The organism is Pseudomonas fulva NBRC 16637 = DSM 17717, from assembly GCF_000730565.1.
GTDB classification, from domain to species: Bacteria; Pseudomonadota; Gammaproteobacteria; order Pseudomonadales; family Pseudomonadaceae; genus Aquipseudomonas; species Aquipseudomonas fulva.
In genome coordinates this window covers 38,664-55,543 of sequence record NZ_BBIQ01000008.1, presented here as the reverse complement: position 1 = coordinate 55,543, position 16,880 = coordinate 38,664, and the positions used below count along the sequence as shown (strand labels likewise).

The 16,880-nt window shown below is 64.1% G+C and carries 13 protein-coding genes; 9 read left to right on the top strand and 4 right to left on the bottom strand.

What is annotated here, in order from left to right; genetic code table 11:
* Positions 1 to 142: 142 nt before the first annotated feature.
* The 4 genes from PFU01S_RS10085 to gap form a co-directional block, all read right to left on the bottom strand.
* On the bottom strand, positions 143 to 2,731 hold the full coding sequence (locus PFU01S_RS10085) for a TonB-dependent receptor (protein ID WP_028687068.1): 2,589 nt from the start codon (positions 2,729 to 2,731) through the stop codon (positions 143 to 145).
* A 182-nt stretch (positions 2,732 to 2,913) separates the two neighbouring features.
* The gene (locus PFU01S_RS10080; protein ID WP_027913779.1) at positions 2,914 to 3,882 is read right to left on the bottom strand and encodes a FecR family protein; all 969 of its coding nucleotides are present in this window, start codon (positions 3,880 to 3,882) and stop codon (positions 2,914 to 2,916) included.
* Between the two features lie 79 nt (positions 3,883 to 3,961).
* A complete protein-coding gene (locus tag PFU01S_RS10075) occupies positions 3,962 to 4,477 on the bottom strand; it encodes an RNA polymerase sigma factor (protein WP_028687069.1) in 516 nt (171 codons plus the stop codon).
* Positions 4,478 to 4,662: 185 nt separating this feature from the next.
* Positions 4,663 to 5,664, bottom strand: coding sequence for a type I glyceraldehyde-3-phosphate dehydrogenase (gene gap, locus PFU01S_RS10070; protein ID WP_027913781.1), 1,002 nt, complete (start codon positions 5,662 to 5,664; stop codon positions 4,663 to 4,665).
* Positions 5,665 to 5,926: 262 nt separating this feature from the next.
* On the opposite strand from gap, the gene edd reads away from it, so the two are divergent.
* The 9 genes from edd to PFU01S_RS10025 all read left to right on the top strand — a co-directional run bounded on the left by edd (position 5,927) and on the right by PFU01S_RS10025 (position 16,862).
* Complete coding sequence (edd, locus tag PFU01S_RS10065; protein WP_027913782.1) at positions 5,927 to 7,753, top strand: phosphogluconate dehydratase; 1,827 nt, start codon at positions 5,927 to 5,929, stop codon at positions 7,751 to 7,753.
* The gene (locus PFU01S_RS10060; RefSeq protein ID WP_027913783.1) at positions 7,750 to 8,712 is read left to right on the top strand and encodes a glucokinase; all 963 of its coding nucleotides are present in this window, start codon (positions 7,750 to 7,752) and stop codon (positions 8,710 to 8,712) included. Before edd ends, PFU01S_RS10060 begins: the two co-directional genes overlap by 4 nt.
* Positions 8,713 to 8,784: 72 nt before the next feature.
* Positions 8,785 to 9,510, top strand: a complete 726-nt coding sequence (gene gltR, locus PFU01S_RS10055) for a two-component system response regulator GltR (protein ID WP_027913784.1) — start codon at positions 8,785 to 8,787, stop codon at positions 9,508 to 9,510.
* Positions 9,491 to 10,945 carry an ATP-binding protein gene (locus PFU01S_RS10050; RefSeq protein WP_027913785.1) on the top strand — a complete coding sequence of 485 codons (1,455 nt, stop codon included), beginning with the start codon at positions 9,491 to 9,493 and terminating at the stop codon, positions 10,943 to 10,945. The genes gltR and PFU01S_RS10050 overlap by 20 nt, the downstream gene beginning before the upstream one ends.
* 141 nt (positions 10,946 to 11,086) lie before the next feature.
* Positions 11,087 to 12,337 carry a D-mannose isomerase gene (locus PFU01S_RS10045; protein ID WP_027913786.1) on the top strand — a complete coding sequence of 417 codons (1,251 nt, stop codon included), beginning with the start codon at positions 11,087 to 11,089 and terminating at the stop codon, positions 12,335 to 12,337.
* Positions 12,338 to 12,440: 103 nt separating this feature from the next.
* A complete protein-coding gene (locus tag PFU01S_RS10040; RefSeq protein ID WP_027913787.1) occupies positions 12,441 to 13,727 on the top strand; it encodes an ABC transporter substrate-binding protein in 1,287 nt (428 codons plus the stop codon).
* A 230-nt stretch (positions 13,728 to 13,957) separates the two neighbouring features.
* On the top strand, positions 13,958 to 14,866 hold the full coding sequence (locus PFU01S_RS10035; protein ID WP_023533407.1) for a carbohydrate ABC transporter permease: 909 nt from the start codon (positions 13,958 to 13,960) through the stop codon (positions 14,864 to 14,866).
* Positions 14,859 to 15,704, top strand: a complete 846-nt coding sequence (locus PFU01S_RS10030; RefSeq protein WP_028687070.1) for a carbohydrate ABC transporter permease — start codon at positions 14,859 to 14,861, stop codon at positions 15,702 to 15,704. Before PFU01S_RS10035 ends, PFU01S_RS10030 begins: the two co-directional genes overlap by 8 nt.
* A 3-nt stretch (positions 15,705 to 15,707) precedes the next feature.
* Entirely contained in the window at positions 15,708 to 16,862 is a 1,155-nt protein-coding gene (locus PFU01S_RS10025; protein WP_028687071.1) for an ABC transporter ATP-binding protein, read from the top strand.
* Positions 16,863 to 16,880: the final 18 nt, after the last annotated feature.

The following is a 16,880-nucleotide window of genomic DNA, read 5'->3' as shown; positions in this document are numbered from 1 at the left end:
CAGTCCTTGGAAAGCGAAGCGTTTCAATACAAGACGAATCAACAGGGGCGGGGGCGTAAAAAACCCCGCAGGAACAGGGGTGGGTGCCAGGAACCAAGGCGGGAACACAGCGACCCCGCCCGGTTTCAGCTGCGCCAGCGCCTCAGATGTCCCACACCACGTTGATGGCGAAGTTACGGCCCGGCATGCTCAGGCGGTCGATGTTGGCCGGCTGGGTCACCGCGGCCTCCCCCTGGCCGTCATAGCTGCGCACCGAGTCCCACTGCCAGTACTTCTTGTCGGTGAGGTTGTACAGGCCGGCGTTCACGGTGATGTCATCGGTAACGTTGTAGAAGCCGGTCAGGTCCAGCACGCCATAGCCGGGCGTGCGGAACTTCGACGCCGAGCCATCGGGGGAATAGAAGGTGCTGTCGTCGACCCGCGTCTTGCGCTTGACCAGCGTCCAGCTCAGCAGCCCACCCATGTCGCCCTGCGTGTAGCCCAGGCCCATGACGCCCTTGAGTGGGTTGACGGTGTTGAGCGGCTGGCCGCTGTCGTCGTTGCGGCCGTAGGTGTATGCCAGGGAGCCTTGTGCATACAGCCCCTGTGGCGCGCCGAATTGGTCGAGTTCGAGCTGGCCTTTGACCTCGGCGCCTTTGATGGTCGCGCGCTTGATGTTGTTGGCCTGGAAGGTCTGCTCGAGGTTGGCGCCTTGCACGGCGTCTTCGTCAATGAAGTCACGGTACTTGTTGTAGTAGACCGCCATATCGAAGCTGCCCGTATCGAAGCGACCGCGCAGCCCGGTTTCCAGGCCCTTGCTGCGCTCAGGCCGCAGGCCAGGGTTACCCTCCACGCGGTAGCCTTGTTCCAGGTTCACGAACTTGCCGTACATGGACTTGGCCGTGGGCGTACGGAAGCCTTGGGCGTATTGCGCGTAGCCTGTGTAGTGGTCGTTGAAGGCATAGGTCATCCCCAGCTTGGGTGACACGCGGTGCCACTTCTTGTCTGAGTCATCCTGGAAAGCCGGGGCCGTGCCGCTGGCATCAAGGCCGCGCAGGAAAGCATCGGTGAAGTGAGGCGCCATGCGTGTGTAGTCGTAGCGCGCACCTGGCAGGAACGTCCAGCTGCCCCAGCGAATCTCGTCCTGAACGAACAGGCTGTAGGTATCGATGGTTGGGTCCGGGAAGTCGCTGACCAGCGCCTGGCCGTCGCGCGGGCTGTCCTGGCCGATACCCCGGCAGGTGCCGCCCACATTCACGCACGTGCCAGTACCGCTGCGCGCCCCGGTGACGTCCTGGTGCTTGAGGGTAGTGCCATAGGTCAGGGCGTGGTCGGTCTGGCCAAGGCTGAATGCCTTTTCAAGCTGGGCATCGAAGATCCACTGGCGGTCCTTGTAGGTGGTCTGGCGGTCGCGCAGTACCTGACGTCCCGAAGCGACGTACAGCTCGTCGGTGCGCTGGTCCGTCTCGGCGATCTGGTAGTTCAGGCTCCACCTGACATCGTCTGCGAACAGGCTGTCCAGGCCGAAACGTTGGTTCAGGCCGAAGCGCTCGCGGGTAATCGTGTCGTTGCCCTGGCGCATGCGGTACGAATTCATGGCACCAACGCCCGGGATGAATGGCCCGCCTACGGCGCTGAGCAGGTTCTGGTCGCGGTCGTCCTTGAAGCGTTCGTAGGTCACGCCCAGGCGGGCGTCGTCGGCGTAGTCCCAGCCTAGCTTGGCCAGCACGTTGGTGGTACGCGCATCCACTGGGTTGGCGCGGGTGCGTGCAAGGCCCACGCCGCCGTGATCGGCATGGCTCTCGGTTTCGTGACCGTTGCGCTGGCTCAGGTGCAGCAGACCGTCCAGGCTGCCCTCACGGCCAGCCACGGTGGCGGACGTCAGCCAATTGTCATCGGCTGAGCTGTAGCCGGTTTTGAGTCGCGCGCCAGCGTCTCGGCCAGGTTTGATGATGTCTTCAGGATCCAGGGTGAAGTAGCTCACTGCACCGCCGATGGCATTGCTGCCGTAGAGCACCGAGGCTGGGCCGCGCAGGATTTCCACCCGCTTGATGATTTCCGGGTCGACATAATTGCGCTGGGTCTGGGCGTAGGGCCCGTAGAAGAAGCTGTCCGGTATCGCCACGCCGTCGATCTGGGTGAGTATCCGCTCGCCATCGATACCGCGAATGTTGTAGCCGTTCAGGCCACTGCGCTGCCCGGTCCCCGCCACCGAGACGCCCGGCTCGTAGCGCACCAGGTCCTGGAGGGTGTTGACGTTCTGCCGGTCCAGCTGCTCTCGGGTCTGCACGCTGACCGTGCTGGGGACCTGGCTCACGTCCTGGGCACTGCGGGTGGCGCTGACGGTCACCTGCTGCAAGGCTATGGCCCCGCGACCTGACTGGCGCTCGAGCACCACGTTGCCGTGGCTGATGGTCCGCGGGACCAGGCCAGTGCCGTGTAGCAGGCGTTTGAGTGCCTGCTCGGGGGGCAGTGAACCCTGTATGCCGGGGGAGGCGACCCCTTCGGCCAGGCGAGCGTCGAAGCCCACCTGCCAGCCCGTAACCTGGCTGAAGGCATTGATGGCCGATACCAGCGGCTGTTGGGCGATGCCGAAGTGGTAGTCGCCCATGCGCGAGGTGCTCACCGACGCCGGCTCGACCGCCAGCGTGGGGAGTGAACAGGCGCCTGTGGCGAGCAAGGCGAGTGAAAACAGGGACAGTTGCCCCTTGAGGCGTGGCCGTAGGGTCGAACGGATAGGACTGGTGGGCATCGAAAGCGCTCCCTGACGCGCGAACTGTTCATAGGGTGTGCGTTCTTGATTGAACAAGAATCAATTGCATTGGCTATGACGAGACGGACAGGGAGGGGGTATCGCGTAAAAATAAATCCCAGGCGCCCAGCAGGGCGTACGGCGCTGCCGCGGGTGGGCTGGTAGCGGTCAAGGCAGGCGCATCAGTTCAGGATGACCAGCGCTGGATACTCATGCAGTTGTGCCGAGGTGATATGGGCCAATGCACGTAGCGCCTCAAGCGGCTGGTCAAGGCGGTAGTTGCCGGTGACGGCGATGTTCTCCAGCCGTTCATTGCGATTGATGATCCAGCCGGGGTAATAGCGGCGCAGCTCGGCCAGCACCTGGCTCAAGGGGCAATTTTCGAAGACCAGGCGCCCATCGACCCAGGCCAGGTCCTTGCGCATGTCCAGTTGCCTGCGTGCACCGAGCCCGTCGGGCCCGACGCGAATGCTCTGACCGGCCTGCAAACGGATGCGTTGGACGCGGCCCCCTTGCACGTCGACGTCGACGTCGCCGCGTTGCACCTTGACCCAAGCCTGGCCATCGAGCAGGCGCACGGCAAAATCGGTGTCGCGTGCCTGGGCGCGCAGAGGGCCGGCTTGCACTTCGAGCGGTGCCGGCGCGCCCTTGGGCACCTGGAAGTATGCCTCGCCTTGCAGCAGGCGGGCGACCTGCCGCCCGTCATTGCGCTCGCTGGCAAACGCTGACTGGGTATTGAGCAGTACCCGGGCATCGTCCTGAAGGTTCACCCGGTGGCGTTCCCCCGCGACCGTCAGGTGATCAGCCTGCAGGCGCACTGGCACGTTGCCGAACGTGAACAGGCCTACCAGCAGCGCGGCAGCGGTGGCCAGCGGTTTCCACTGGCGACGCAGGCGACCTGCGCGAGGGCGCGATGGGTAGCCCTGCAGCTGTGCAGCGGCCTGCTTGAGCGCTGCGCCGTTCCACAATGCCTCGGCTTGCACGAACGCTTCGGCATTTTCGGGAGCGGCTTGCAGCCAGGTTTCGAATGCGAGGTGGTCGGCGGGCTCGGCGGTTTCAAGACGGACCAGCCACGCCAAAGCCTCGTCCGTGGCACGACGACGCGCATTGGGCCTGGTTGGTGACGGGCGATGTTCGGGGCTGTCGGTCACGGTGAGTCCTTGAGCGGGCGTGCGCAGATGATCAGGGCGCTGGCGCGATGTGGCAAGCGGGCCTCATCGCGGCGGCCCGTCAGGCGTCCAGGCGCTGGGCGACACCCAGGCAGATACCCATGATCAACTTCAGCTCCTTTTGCACCGTGCTCGCAGAAACCCCCAGCTGCTGGGCGATTTCGAGAGAGGTGGCGCCGTGCAGCCGGCTTAGCGTGAAGATCCTTTGCTGGCGTGGCGTCAGTTGCTTCAGGCTTTCGCTCAGGTGGCGCAGCAGGTGCTGGGCATGTGCAGCATCCTCGTTGCTGCTGGCGGGCACGGCGACATTGTTCACTACCTCGTCAGCCACGTCGTCGACCAGGGTTCGGGCCTGTACCCGGCGGGCACGCAAGTGGTCGAGCGCAAGGTTGCGGGCGGTCTGAAAGACGAAGGGTTCGATGTGCTGGACCGAACGCTCGCCCAGTGCGCGTGAGACGCGCAAGTAGGTTTCCTGAAGCAGGTCTTCGGCCGTGCAACGGTTGCCTACCATGCGCTGGAGCGTGCGCAGCAAGATGGGCCTCTGGCTGAGGAATACGGAATTGAACCGGGACTGACTCACGGAGCGACCTGACCTGACAAGCGGCCAATGATAATGCTTATCATCCGTGCTTGGGGTCAAGCTGCGAAATGTAGGCAAATCGTAACGGCGCCGCGAGTATCGCCGGTGCCGCAGAGCGGCTACGGCGATACGAGCTCGATGCCCCAGCACCTGTTACCAGTTGTCAGGGCGTGCTGGCACAGCCGTTACTGAGCGCGGCAGAGCGCCAGGCAGTTGTCCAGCATGCGGTTGGAGAAGCCCCACTCGTTGTCGTACCAGGCCAGCACCTTGAGCATGCGCCCATTGGCCCGTGTGTGGTTGGCATCGAAGATCGACGACAGCGGGTTGTGGTTGAAGTCGCACGAGACCAGGGGCAGGGCGTTATAGCCCAATACTCGCGAATGCTTGCTGGCCTCGAGGAACAGCTGGTTGACCTGTTCGGCCGTGGCTTCGCGCTTGAGGTTGACGGTGAGGTCCACCAGCGACACGTTGATCACCGGTACCCGCACGGCCATGCCGGTCAGCTTGCCGGCCAGCTCCGGCAGTACCAGGCCCACGGCCTCGGCGGCGCCAGTCTTGCTGGGGATCATCGACTGGGTGGCCGAACGGGCGCGGTAGGGGTCGCTGTGGTACACGTCGGTCAGCACCTGGTCGTTGGTGTAGGCATGGATGGTGGTCATCAGGCCTTGCTCGATACCGAACTCGCGGTGCAGCACCTGGGCGATGGGCGCCAGGCAGTTGGTGGTGCAGGAGGCGTTGGAAATGACCTGATGCGAGGCGCGCAGCACATCGTGGTTGACGCCATACACCACGGTGGCATCAGCGCCCTTGGCCGGCGCCGAGACGATCACCTTGCCCGCGCCGGCAGCGATGTGCGCAGCGGCCTTGTCGCGCTCGGTGAACAGCCCCGTGCATTCGAAGACCACATCGATCGCCAGGGCTTTCCAGGGCAGTTCGGCCGGGTTGCGAATGGCGCTCACCGCGATGCGGTCGCCGTTGACGGTCAGGCTTTCGTGGTCGGCTTCGACGCTGGCCTCGAAGGTGCCGTGCACGCTGTCGTACTTGAGCAAGTGGGCGTTCATGGTGCTGTCGCCCAGGTCGTTGATGGCGACGACCTGCATGTCCTGGCGGTAGCCCTGGGTATAGAGTGCGCGCAGGACATTGCGCCCGATGCGGCCGAATCCGTTGATGGCGATGCGAAGGGTCATGGCGATACCTCTGGCAGTCCGAGTCAAACCTGTGGCACAAAGGTGCTTCACTGAAACGGTTTTGTTGTTGGAATTACAAGATTATTCAGTTGCAGATAGAAAACAAGCCTTTTTAGTGGCAGTATTTTGTTTAAACCTACAACGAGCGGTTCGATCGTGAGCCTACCGAAGCAGTGCGCGCCTGTCCTTTGAGCCTAGGCGGCAATCGGCCGGGCACGATCACTTGGTAAACCGCCCTTACAATTAGCCTGGAGTCCAGTACATGCACCCGCGCATCCTTGAGGTCACCCAACGGCTGGTCGAGCGTAGCCGCGCCACCCGCGAACGCTACCTGCAGCTGATCCGCGGGGCCGCCAGCGAGGGCCCGATGCGTGCCAGCCTGCAATGCGCCAACTTCGCCCATGGCGTGGCCGGTTGTGGCAGCGAGGACAAACAGACCCTGCGCCTGATGAATGCCGCCAACGTGGCCATCGTCTCGGCCTACAACGACATGTTGTCGGCCCACCAGCCCTACCTGCATTTTCCCGAACAGATCAAGCAGGCCCTGCGCGAAGTCGGCTCGGTAGGCCAGTTCGCCGGCGGTGTGCCGGCCATGTGCGATGGCGTCACCCAGGGCGAGCCGGGCATGGAACTGGCCATCGCCAGCCGTGAAGTGATCGCCATGTCCACTGCCGTGGCGTTGTCCCACAACATGTTCGACGCGGCCCTGATGCTGGGCATCTGCGACAAGATCGTGCCGGGCCTGATGATGGGGGCCTTGCGCTTTGGTCACTTGCCCACGGTGTTCGTACCGGGCGGGCCGATGGTCTCGGGTATTTCCAACAAGCAGAAAGCCGATGTGCGCCAGCGTTATGCCGAAGGCAAGGCCAGCCGAGAGGAACTGCTGGAATCGGAAATGCAGTCCTACCACGGCCCTGGCACCTGCACCTTCTACGGCACGGCCAACACCAACCAGCTGGTGATGGAAGTGATGGGGCTGCACCTACCGGGTGCTTCTTTCGTCAACCCCTACACGCCGCTGCGCGACGCGCTGACCGCCGAGGCGGCGCAACAGGTCACGCGCATGACCAAGGCCAGCGGCACCTTCATGCCCCTGGGCGAAATCGTCGACGAGAAGGCGCTGGTCAACTCGATCGTGGCCCTGCATGCCACAGGCGGTTCCACCAACCATACCCTGCACATTCCGGCCATAGCCCAGGCCGCCGGTATCCAGCTGACCTGGCAGGACATGGCCGACCTGTCCGAAGTGGTACCGACCCTGTCCCACGTCTACCCCAACGGCAAGGCCGACATCAACCACTTCCAGGCCGCCGGCGGCATGGCGTTCCTGATCCGCGAGCTGCTCGATGCCGGTTTGCTGCACGAGGACGTCAACACCGTCGCCGGCCCTGGCCTGCGTCGCTACACCCAGGAGCCGTTCCTGGAGGACGGCAAGCTGGTCTGGCGCGAAGGGCCACAGCAGAGCCTGGACGAAAGCATCCTGCGGCCCGTGGCGCGGCCGTTCTCCGCCGAAGGCGGGTTGCGGGTGATGGAAGGCAACCTGGGGCGTGGCGTGATGAAAGTCTCCGCCGTGGCTCCAGAGCACCGCGTGGTCGAGGCGCCGGCGCGCATCTTTCACGATCAGCAGTCATTGGCCGACGCCTTCAAGGCAGGCGAGCTGGAGCGGGACTTCGTCGCAGTGGTGCGCTTCCAGGGCCCGCGCTGCAACGGCATGCCGGAGCTGCACAAACTCACCCCGTTCCTTGGCGTGCTGCAGGATCGCGGGTACAAGGTAGCCCTGGTGACCGATGGGCGCATGTCCGGTGCATCGGGCAAGATCCCCGCCGCCATTCACGTGTGCCCCGAAGCTTATGACGGCGGCCCGCTGGCACGGCTGCGCGATGGTGATATCGTGCGGGTCGATGGCGCTGAAGGTACATTGCGGGTAATGGTATCGGCCGACGAGCTGGCCCTGCGTGACCTGGCGACCGCGCCCCAGGGCAATGACCTGGGCTGCGGGCGCGAGCTGTTCGGCTTCATGCGCATGGCGTTCAGCCCGGCAGAGCAGGGCGCCAGCGCCTTTACCTCTGCCCTGGAGAACCTGAAATGAATGACCTGCTGGTTGGCGACATCGGCGGCACCAATGCCCGTTTTGCGTTATGGCGTGACAACCAGCTGCACGAGGTGAAGGTATTCGCCACCGAGGACTACACAAGCCCGGAACAGGCCATCGAAGCGTATTTTGAAGCCCTGGCCATACCGCGGGGTGGCGTAGCCGCTGCTTGCCTGGCGGTGGCCGGCCCGGTCGATGGCGATGAGTTTCGCTTCACCAACAACCATTGGCGCCTGAGCCGGACCGCCTTTTGCCAACGCTTACAGATCGGGCACCTGTTGCTGATCAACGATTTCACCGCCATGGCCCTTGGCATGACCCGCCTGCGCGAGGGTGAGTGTCGAGAAGTCTGCCCAGGTCAGGCCGATCCGCTGCGCCCGGCGCTGGTCATCGGACCCGGTACAGGCCTGGGTGTCGGCTCGCTGTTGCGCCTGGGGGGCAAGCACTGGCATGCCTTGCCAGGCGAAGGCGGGCACGTCGACCTGCCGGTGGGCAATGCCCGAGAGGCGGCGATCCATCAGTACATCCATGGCCAGATCGGCCATGTCAGTGCCGAGACGGTGCTCAGCGGCGGCGGGCTGGTGCGCCTGTACCAGGCCATCTGCGCCCTGGATGGTGAAAATCCGCGACACACTTCGCCGGCGCAGATCACCGATGCGGCCCTGGGTGGCGAGCCGCGGGCGCGGGCGGTGATCGAGCAATTCTGCCGGTTCCTGGGACGCGTGGCGGGCAACAACGTGCTTACCCTGGGCGCGCGTGGTGGGGTATATATCGTCGGCGGCGTGATCCCACGCTTTGCCGAGCTGTTCCTGCGCAGCGGTTTCGCCGACAGTTTCGGCGACAAAGGCTGCATGAGCGGTTACTTCCAAGGCGTGCCCGTATGGCTGGTGACTGCCGAGTTTTCCGGGCTGCTGGGCGCTGGCGTGGCCTTGCAGCAAGCGCTGGATCAGGGCTAGGCGCCTGGGCTCCCTGCAAGGCGACACAGGTCAGCGGGCAACAAGACCCGCCACCACAAAAGGACATCCCCCTTGAGCACTGCCGGCAAATCCATCCTGATGGTCGACGACGATCAGGAAATTCGCGAACTGTTGCAAACCTACCTCAGCCGCTCGGGCTTTCAGGTCAATGCCCAGGCCGATGGCGCCGGGTTTCGTCATGCCCTGGACACCACCGCTTGTGACCTGGTTATCCTGGACGTCATGCTGCCGGACGAGGACGGTTTCAGCCTGTGCCGATGGGTACGCCAGCACCCGCGTCATGCGCGGGTGCCCATCATCATGTTGACGGCAAGCTCGGACGAGACCGATCGGGTCATCGGGCTCGAGCTTGGCGCCGATGATTACCTGGGCAAGCCGTTCAGCCCGCGTGAACTGCAGGCCCGCATCAAAGCCTTGCTGCGCCGCGCCGAGTTCGGGCAAGCAGCGCCGGGTGGGGCGGTGCTGGCATTCGACGATTGGCGGCTCGACACGGTCAGCCATCGCCTGTTCCACCGCGACGGAGAGGAGGTGATTCTCTCGGGCGCGGACTTTGCGCTGCTCAAGCTGTTTCTGGACCACCCCCAGCAGATCCTCGACCGCGACACCATCGGCAACGCCACGCGAGGGCGAGAGCCGATGCCACTGGACCGCATCGTGGACATGGCCGTCAGCCGTCTGCGCCAGCGCTTGCGCGACACCGAGAAGCCACCCCGGCTGATCCGCACCGTGCGTGGCAGCGGCTACCTGCTGGCGACCCATGTCTGCACTGCACCCTGAGCGGCGGTGGCGCCTGCTGCCACGTTCGCTGCTGGGGCGCATGCTGCTGCTGACCTTGCTGGTGGTTCTGCTGGCCCAAGGGCTGTCGAGCATCATCTGGGTGGCCCAGCTGCGCGCCAGCCAGTTGCAAGGGCTGCGTGCCAGTGCCAGCAGCCTGGCCCACTCGATGAGCGCCAGCGTCAGTTACTTTCGCTCGCTGCCCGTTGCTTACCGGCCAATGGTGCTCGACCAGTTGCGCAGCATGGGAGGCACGCGGTTTTTCGTTTCGCTGAACGCCAAGCCGCTGGACATGCAGATGCTGCCTGTCACGCCGCGCAAGCAGGCAGTGATGGAGGTGTTCCAGCAAGTGCTGCATGAGCGTCTAGGGCCGCAGATGGACATTTCCGTCGAATTCGTCGACCCCGACGAACTGCGCATCTTCAACAGCGGGCTCAAGCTCGACGAGCTGCCAAGGTCATGGGCCCATTATTCGCTCACCCTCGAACCGCTCAATCCGCCGGTACTGGTCACCCAGATTCGTCTGGCCGAAGGCGAATGGCTGTACATCGCCTCGTTGTTGCCCGAGCCCTATACCAGCCTGGAAGCCGAGCGTCTGCCGCGCCAGCAGATCGGCTTCATCGTCCTGACTACGGCATTGTTGTTGCTGTTCATCGGGCTGCTGGTGCAATGGCAGAGCTGGCCGCTCAAGCGCCTGGCCCGTGCAGCGCGGGAGCTGTCACTGGGCGCCGATGTTGCGCCTGTGGCCGAAGGCGGCGGCAGCGAGGTGGTGGAGGTGGGCCGGGCCTTCAACAGCATGCGCGAGCGGATCAGCCGTTACCTCACCGAGCGTAGCCAATTGTTCAGCGCCATCTCCCACGACCTGCGTACGCCCATCACCCGGCTTCGCCTGCGTGTCGAACTGCTTGAAGACGAGCACCTGCAAGCCAAGTTCAGCCAGGACCTGGACGAACTGGAATTGCTGGTAAAGGGTGCGCTGCAATGCGTGAAGGACACCGACATTCACGAGAACATCGAGCCGGTGGACCTCAATCATATCCTCGAACTGCTGGCCGAGCCGTACCTGCGAGACGGTAGGATCATACTCGAAGGGCATGCCCTGGCGCCGTATCCGGGCAAGCCACTGGCATTGCGGCGCTGCATCGGCAACCTGATCGACAACGCCATCAAGTACGGCGAGCGGGCGCGGCTGCGTATCATCGACGGTGCGGCAGGCTTCGTCCTGCAGGTCGATGATCAGGGGCCTGGGGTGCCGCAACAGCAGATGGAGCAGGTGTTCGAACCCCATGTGCGGCTGGCCGGTCATCAGCAAGGCTATGGGCTGGGGTTGGGCATTGCCCGCAACATCGCCCACAGCCACGGTGGCGAGGTCAGCCTGCTCAATCTGCGCGAAGGCGGCTTGCGGGTGACCTTGTACCTGCCACGGGGCGTGGACTGACCCACCTGTACGCGTTGAACGTGCACCTGCGCGCAGAGGGCCAAATGTCACGGGCACGTGACAATCATGCCCGCGTTCGTGACACCCCACGTGGCCTGGCTGGCTAGAATCGGCACACGACTGGCAAGGACCTCGCTGGCGATGAACAATGATCTTTCTTCACAGGTGTCCTGGCTCCAAGCTCCGGGGCACACCGCCTGGCGGCTGGCCGAGGGGCAGCGGTTGCTGGCCTTCGCCAGGGCTGCACGGCTCGCAGAAGGGTTTGGTGACCTGGATGCGGCAGGCAGGCTTGCCCTTGATGCAAGCGCCCAGACCCTGACCACTGCCCGCATGACCCACTGTTTCGCCCTGGCTCACCTTCAAGGCCTGCCGGGCCACCTAGGGCTGGCTGCCCACGGTGTGAGTGCCCTGCGCGGCCCCCTGAAGGATGCGCGCTACGGCGGCTGGTTTGCCCAGGCGGGCGGCCGTCAGGACAGTGGCAAGGATGCGTACCTGCATGCGTTCGTCGCCCTGGCCGCCAGCTCCGCCGTGGTGGCGGGCGTCGATGACGCTGAGGCCTTGCTGAGCGACGCCATCGACATCATCGAGCGGCATTTCTGGAGCGAGGAGGAAGGTGCGCTTCGCGAAGCCTACGCCCGCGCCTGGCAGATGCCCGAGCCCTACCGCGGCGCCAACAGCAACATGCACGCGACCGAGGCGTTCCTGGCCCTGGCCGATGTCACCGGCAACCCAGTGTGGTTGCACCGCGCCTTGCGCATTGCCGAGCGCATCATCCATGCCCACGCGGCTGCCAACGGCTACCGAGTGGTGGAACACTTCGACGTCTTCTGGCGGCCGCTCAAGGACTACAACCAAGCACACCCGGCCGACCACTTCCGACCCTACGGCACGACGCCTGGGCATGCCTTCGAGTGGGCGCGGCTTCTGCTTCATCTGGAGGCCAGCCTGGCCCGCTGCGGGCACCAGCCCCCGCCATGGCTGGTCGACAGTGCCCGCGCCCTGTTCGACGCCGCCTGCGCACAGGCGTGGAGCGTCGATGGCCAGCCTGGCTTCGTCTACACCCTCGGCTGGGATGATCAGCCACGGGTACGCGCCCGGCTGCATTGGGTTCACGCCGAAGCCTGCGCATGCGCAGCAGCCCTGTTGCAGCGCACGGGGCAGGCGCGCTTCGAGCAGTGGTATCGGCGCTGCTGGGACTTCATCACCGAGCATTTCATCGATCTTGAAGGCGGCAGTTGGCACCACGAACTCGATGCCGACAACCGTCCTGCCGGCACGATATGGCCCGGTAAGCCCGACCTGTACCATGCCTACCAGGCCCTATTGCTACCCGGCCTGCCGCTGGCACGAAGCCTGGCGAGCGGGTTGGCCCTGAATGTAACCAAACGATGACATTCGCGCATCGCTTCGTTACCTGGCGGTGCGCGCACGCTGTTTAGACTCCATGCAACGCAAGCGCACGACTTGCACGGCATAACAACAATAAGGTGTAGAAATGACTTCCTACCTTCGTCTCGCTGCCGCGATCTCCCTGGCATCCCTGTTCCCCCTGACTGCGCACGCTGCCGATGCCAAGGGCACCGTCGAAGTGGTGCACTGGTGGACATCGGGTGGTGAAAAAGCGGCCGTCGATGTGCTCAAGGCCCAGGTCGAGAAAGACGGTTTCACCTGGAAGGACGGCGCCGTGGCCGGCGGCGGCGGCGCTACTGCCATGACCGTGCTCAAAAGCCGAGCGGTGGCTGGCAATCCGCCAGGCGTCGCGCAGATCAAGGGCCCCGACATCCAGGATTGGGCTGCAACCGGCCTGCTCGACAGCGACGTGCTCAAGGATGTGGCCAAGCAGGAAAAGTGGGATGCACTGCTGGACAAGAAAGTCGCCGACACCGTGAAATACGACGGCGACTATGTAGCCGTTCCGGTCAACATCCACCGCACCAACTGGCTGTGGATCAACCCTGAAGCCTTCAAGAAGGCCGGGATCGACAAGGCGCCCGCCACCCTCGATGAGTTCTATGCCGCTGCCGACAAGCTCAAGGCGGCAGGCATCATCCCGCTCGCCCACGGTGGCCAGCCGTGGCAGGACAGCACCGTCTTCGAAAGCGTCGTGCTGTCGGTGATGGGTGTCGACGGTTACAAGAAAGCCATGGTCGACCTGGACAACGATGCCCTGACCGGGCCCGACATGATCAAGGCCCTGACCGAACTCAAGCGGGTCGCCACGTACATGGACCCCGATGGCAAAGGCCAGGACTGGAACCTGGAAGCTGCCAAGGTCATCAACGGCAAGGCCGGTATGCAGATCATGGGCGACTGGGCCAAGAGCGAGTGGACCTTGGCCAAGAAAACCGCCGGCAAGGACTACCAGTGCGTGCCGTTCCCCGGCACCGAGAAGGCCTTCCTGTACAACATCGATTCGCTGGTGGTGTTCAAGCAGAACGATGAGGGCACAGCTGCCGGCCAGCAGGACATCGCCCGCAAGGTGCTGGGTGAGGAGTTCCAGAAGGTGTTCAGCACCAACAAAGGCTCGATCCCGGTGCGCAACGACATGCTTGCCGACATGGGCAAGTATGGGTTCGATGCGTGCGCCCAGACCTCGGCCAAGGACTTCCTCGCCGACGCCAAGACCGGCGGCCTGCAGCCGAGCATGGCGCACAACATGGCCACGACGCTGGCCGTGCAGGGCGCCTTCTTCGATGTGGTGACCAACTACATCAACGACCCCAAGGCCGACCCGGCAGACGCGGCCAAGAAGCTGGCAGCCGCCATCCGAGCGGCCAAGTAGCCCACGGGCTGGCCAATGCGGCCCGGTGTCGGGGATGCCTGACGGGTCGCTGCGCCATCGTGGCCCGGCGTGACAAGCAGGCTGCGTGGCCCATCGACCTGTGGCTGCGTCAGTCTCGCGCGGCCACCGGCCTCGCACCCCGGTGCCACGTAGCGCCCAAGGCGACCTTCAAACCTGAGCAAGACAGTCGCTGCCGCGCGCCCTGCGCAGCAGCGCCTTCGAGGTGAACCATGACCACTACCACCGCCCGCCTGCGGGCTTCTCCCATGGATGCGCTACAGCGCTGGCTGCCCAAGCTGGTGCTGGCGCCGAGCATGTTCATCGTGCTGGTGGGCTTCTACGGCTACATCCTCTGGACCTTTGTGCTGTCCTTCACCACGTCCACGTTCCTGCCTACCTACAAGTGGGCAGGGCTGGCGCAGTACGTGCGTTTGTTCGACAACGACCGCTGGTGGGTGGCGAGCAAGAACCTGCTGGTGTTCGGCGGGCTGTTCATTACCATCAGCCTGGCGATTGGCGTGCTGCTGGCGGTGCTGCTGGACCAGCGCATTCGCCGCGAGGGGTTCATCCGCACCATTTACCTGTATCCCATGGCCCTGTCGATGATCGTTACCGGCACGGCCTGGAAGTGGTTGCTCAACCCTGGCATGGGGCTGGACAAGCTGCTGCGCGACTGGGGCTGGGAGGGCTTTCGCCTGGACTGGCTGCTGGACCCGGACCGGGTAGTGTACTGCCTGGTGATCGCGGCCGTGTGGCAGGCCTCGGGTTTCATCATGGCGATGTTCCTCGCCGGCCTGCGGGGCGTTGATCCCTCAATCATCCGCGCCGCCCAGATCGACGGTGCCAGCCTGCCGCGCATCTATTGGCGCGTGGTGCTGCCCAGCTTGCGCCCGGTGTTCTTCAGCTCGGTGATGATCCTCTCGCACATCGCCATCAAGAGCTTCGACCTGGTTGCTGCGATGACGGCAGGCGGGCCCGGCTATTCGTCTGACCTGCCGGCGATGTTCATGTATGCCTTCACCTTCAGCCGCGGGCAGATGGGCATGGGCTCGGCCAGTGCCATCCTCATGCTGGGGGCGATCCTGGCCATCCTGGTGCCTTACCTGTATTCAGAGTTGCGGAGCAAACGCCATGCATAGCCCTGTCGACAAACCCGCGCTCAGCCCCAGCCGGCTCGCCATCCATGCCGTGCTGCTGATCGCCGTGGTGCTGTACCTGGTGCCACTGGTGGTGATGCTGCTGACCAGTTTCAAAACCCCCGAGGACATCAGTACTGGCAACCTGCTCAGCTGGCCGACAGCGATCACGGCCATTGGCTGGGTCAAGGCCTGGGGCACGGTCAGCGGCTATTTCTGGAACTCGATGCTGATCACCGTGCCCTCGGTGCTGATTTCCACCACCATTGGTGCGCTCAATGGCTATGTGCTGTCGATGTGGCGCTTCCGTGGCTCGCAGCTGTTCTTCGGCCTGCTGTTGTTCGGTTGCTTCCTGCCGTTCCAGACGGTGCTGCTGCCGGCCTCGTTCACCCTGGGCAAGCTTGGGTTGGCCAGTACCACCACCGGCCTGGTGCTGGTACATGTGGTCTATGGCCTGGCCTTCACCACACTGTTCTTTCGCAACTTCTACGTCAGCATTCCCGATGCCCTGGTCAAGGCCGCACGGCTGGACGGGGCAGGGTTCTTCACCATCTTCAGGCGCATCATCCTGCCCATGTCAACGCCGATCATCATGGTCTGCCTGATCTGGCAGTTCACCCAGATCTGGAACGACTTCCTGTTCGGCGTGGTGTTCTCCAGTGGCGACTCGCAACCCATCACGGTGGCCTTGAACAACCTGGTCAATACCAGCACCGGGGCCAAGGAGTACAACGTCGACATGGCCGCCGCGATGATCGCCGGCCTGCCGACCCTGCTGGTGTACGTGGTGGCAGGCAAATATTTCGTGCGCGGGCTCACGGCCGGCGCGGTTAAGGGGTAAGTCATGGCAACGCTCGAACTTCGCAACGTGAACAAAACCTACGGTGCCGGGCTGCCGGATACCCTCAAGGACATCCAGCTGTCGATCAAGGACGGTGAGTTCCTGATCCTGGTCGGCCCTTCGGGCTGCGGCAAGTCGACCTTGATGAACTGCATCGCCGGGCTTGAGCAGATCACCGGTGGCGCCATCCTGATCGACCAGCAGGACGTCAGCGGCATGAGCCCCAAGGACCGTGACATCGCCATGGTGTTCCAGTCCTATGCGCTGTACCCGACCATGACCGTGCGCGAGAACATCGAATTTGGCCTGAAGATCCGCAAGATGCCCCAAGCCGCCATCGACGAGGAGGTGGCGCGGGTGGCCAAGCTGCTGCAGATCGAGCACCTCCTGGCGCGCAAGCCGGCGCAACTGTCTGGCGGTCAGCAGCAGCGCGTGGCCATGGGCAGGGCGCTGGCGCGCCGGCCGAAGATCTACCTGTTCGATGAACCGTTGTCCAACCTCGATGCCAAGTTACGGGTCGAGATGCGCACTGAAATGAAACTGATGCACCAGCGCCTGAAAACCACCACCGTCTACGTCACCCATGATCAGATCGAGGCCATGACCCTGGGTGACAAGGTAGCTGTCATGAAGGACGGCATCATCCAGCAGTTCGGTACGCCTCAGCAGATCTACAACGACCCGGCCAACCAGTTCGTCGCAAGCTTCATTGGCTCGCCGCCCATGAACTTCGTGCCGGCGCGGCTGGTTGCACAAGGCGGTCAGCTGCATGCGGTACTCGACAGTGGCCAGGCACGCTGCGAGCTGCCCCTGCCCGGCGCCGACCTGGGCCTGGAAGGGCGCGAAATCGTCTTGGGCATTCGTCCCGAGCAGATTGCCCTGGGCGCCGAGGGTGGCAACGGCGGGCCAAGCATTCGCGCCCAGGTACAGGTCACCGAGCCCACCGGCCCGGACATGCTGGTGTTCGTGACACTCAACCAGACCAAGGTGTGCTGCCGACTGGCCCCCGACGTGGCCTGCCAGGTAGGCGACACCCTGGCCCTGCAGTTCGACCCGGCGCGGGTGCTGCTGTTCGACGCCCAGAGCGGCGAGCGCCTACAGGCAACCCGTATCGCCAATACCGTCAAGGACAACATGGCTGCCCTCGGTGGCCGTTGAATCGTCTACACCATCAAT

What these genes read in the sequence shown, in the direction of transcription:
- PFU01S_RS10040 (WP_027913787.1), top strand. Translation starts at nt 12,441, where the DNA reads ATGACTTCCTACCTTCGTCTCGCTGCCGCGATCTCCCTGGCATCCCTG.
- PFU01S_RS10035 (WP_023533407.1), top strand. Translation starts at nt 13,958, where the DNA reads ATGACCACTACCACCGCCCGCCTGCGGGCTTCTCCCATGGATGCGCTA.
- edd (WP_027913782.1), top strand. Translation starts at nt 5,927, where the DNA reads ATGCACCCGCGCATCCTTGAGGTCACCCAACGGCTGGTCGAGCGTAGC.
- PFU01S_RS10085 (WP_028687068.1), bottom strand. Translation starts at nt 2,731, where the DNA reads ATGCCCACCAGTCCTATCCGTTCGACCCTACGGCCACGCCTCAAGGGG.
- PFU01S_RS10045 (WP_027913786.1), top strand. Translation starts at nt 11,087, where the DNA reads ATGAACAATGATCTTTCTTCACAGGTGTCCTGGCTCCAAGCTCCGGGG.
- gap (WP_027913781.1), bottom strand. Translation starts at nt 5,664, where the DNA reads ATGACCCTTCGCATCGCCATCAACGGATTCGGCCGCATCGGGCGCAAT.
- PFU01S_RS10050 (WP_027913785.1), top strand. Translation starts at nt 9,491, where the DNA reads ATGTCTGCACTGCACCCTGAGCGGCGGTGGCGCCTGCTGCCACGTTCG.
- PFU01S_RS10030 (WP_028687070.1), top strand. Translation starts at nt 14,859, where the DNA reads ATGCATAGCCCTGTCGACAAACCCGCGCTCAGCCCCAGCCGGCTCGCC.
- PFU01S_RS10060 (WP_027913783.1), top strand. Translation starts at nt 7,750, where the DNA reads ATGAATGACCTGCTGGTTGGCGACATCGGCGGCACCAATGCCCGTTTT.
- PFU01S_RS10025 (WP_028687071.1), top strand. Translation starts at nt 15,708, where the DNA reads ATGGCAACGCTCGAACTTCGCAACGTGAACAAAACCTACGGTGCCGGG.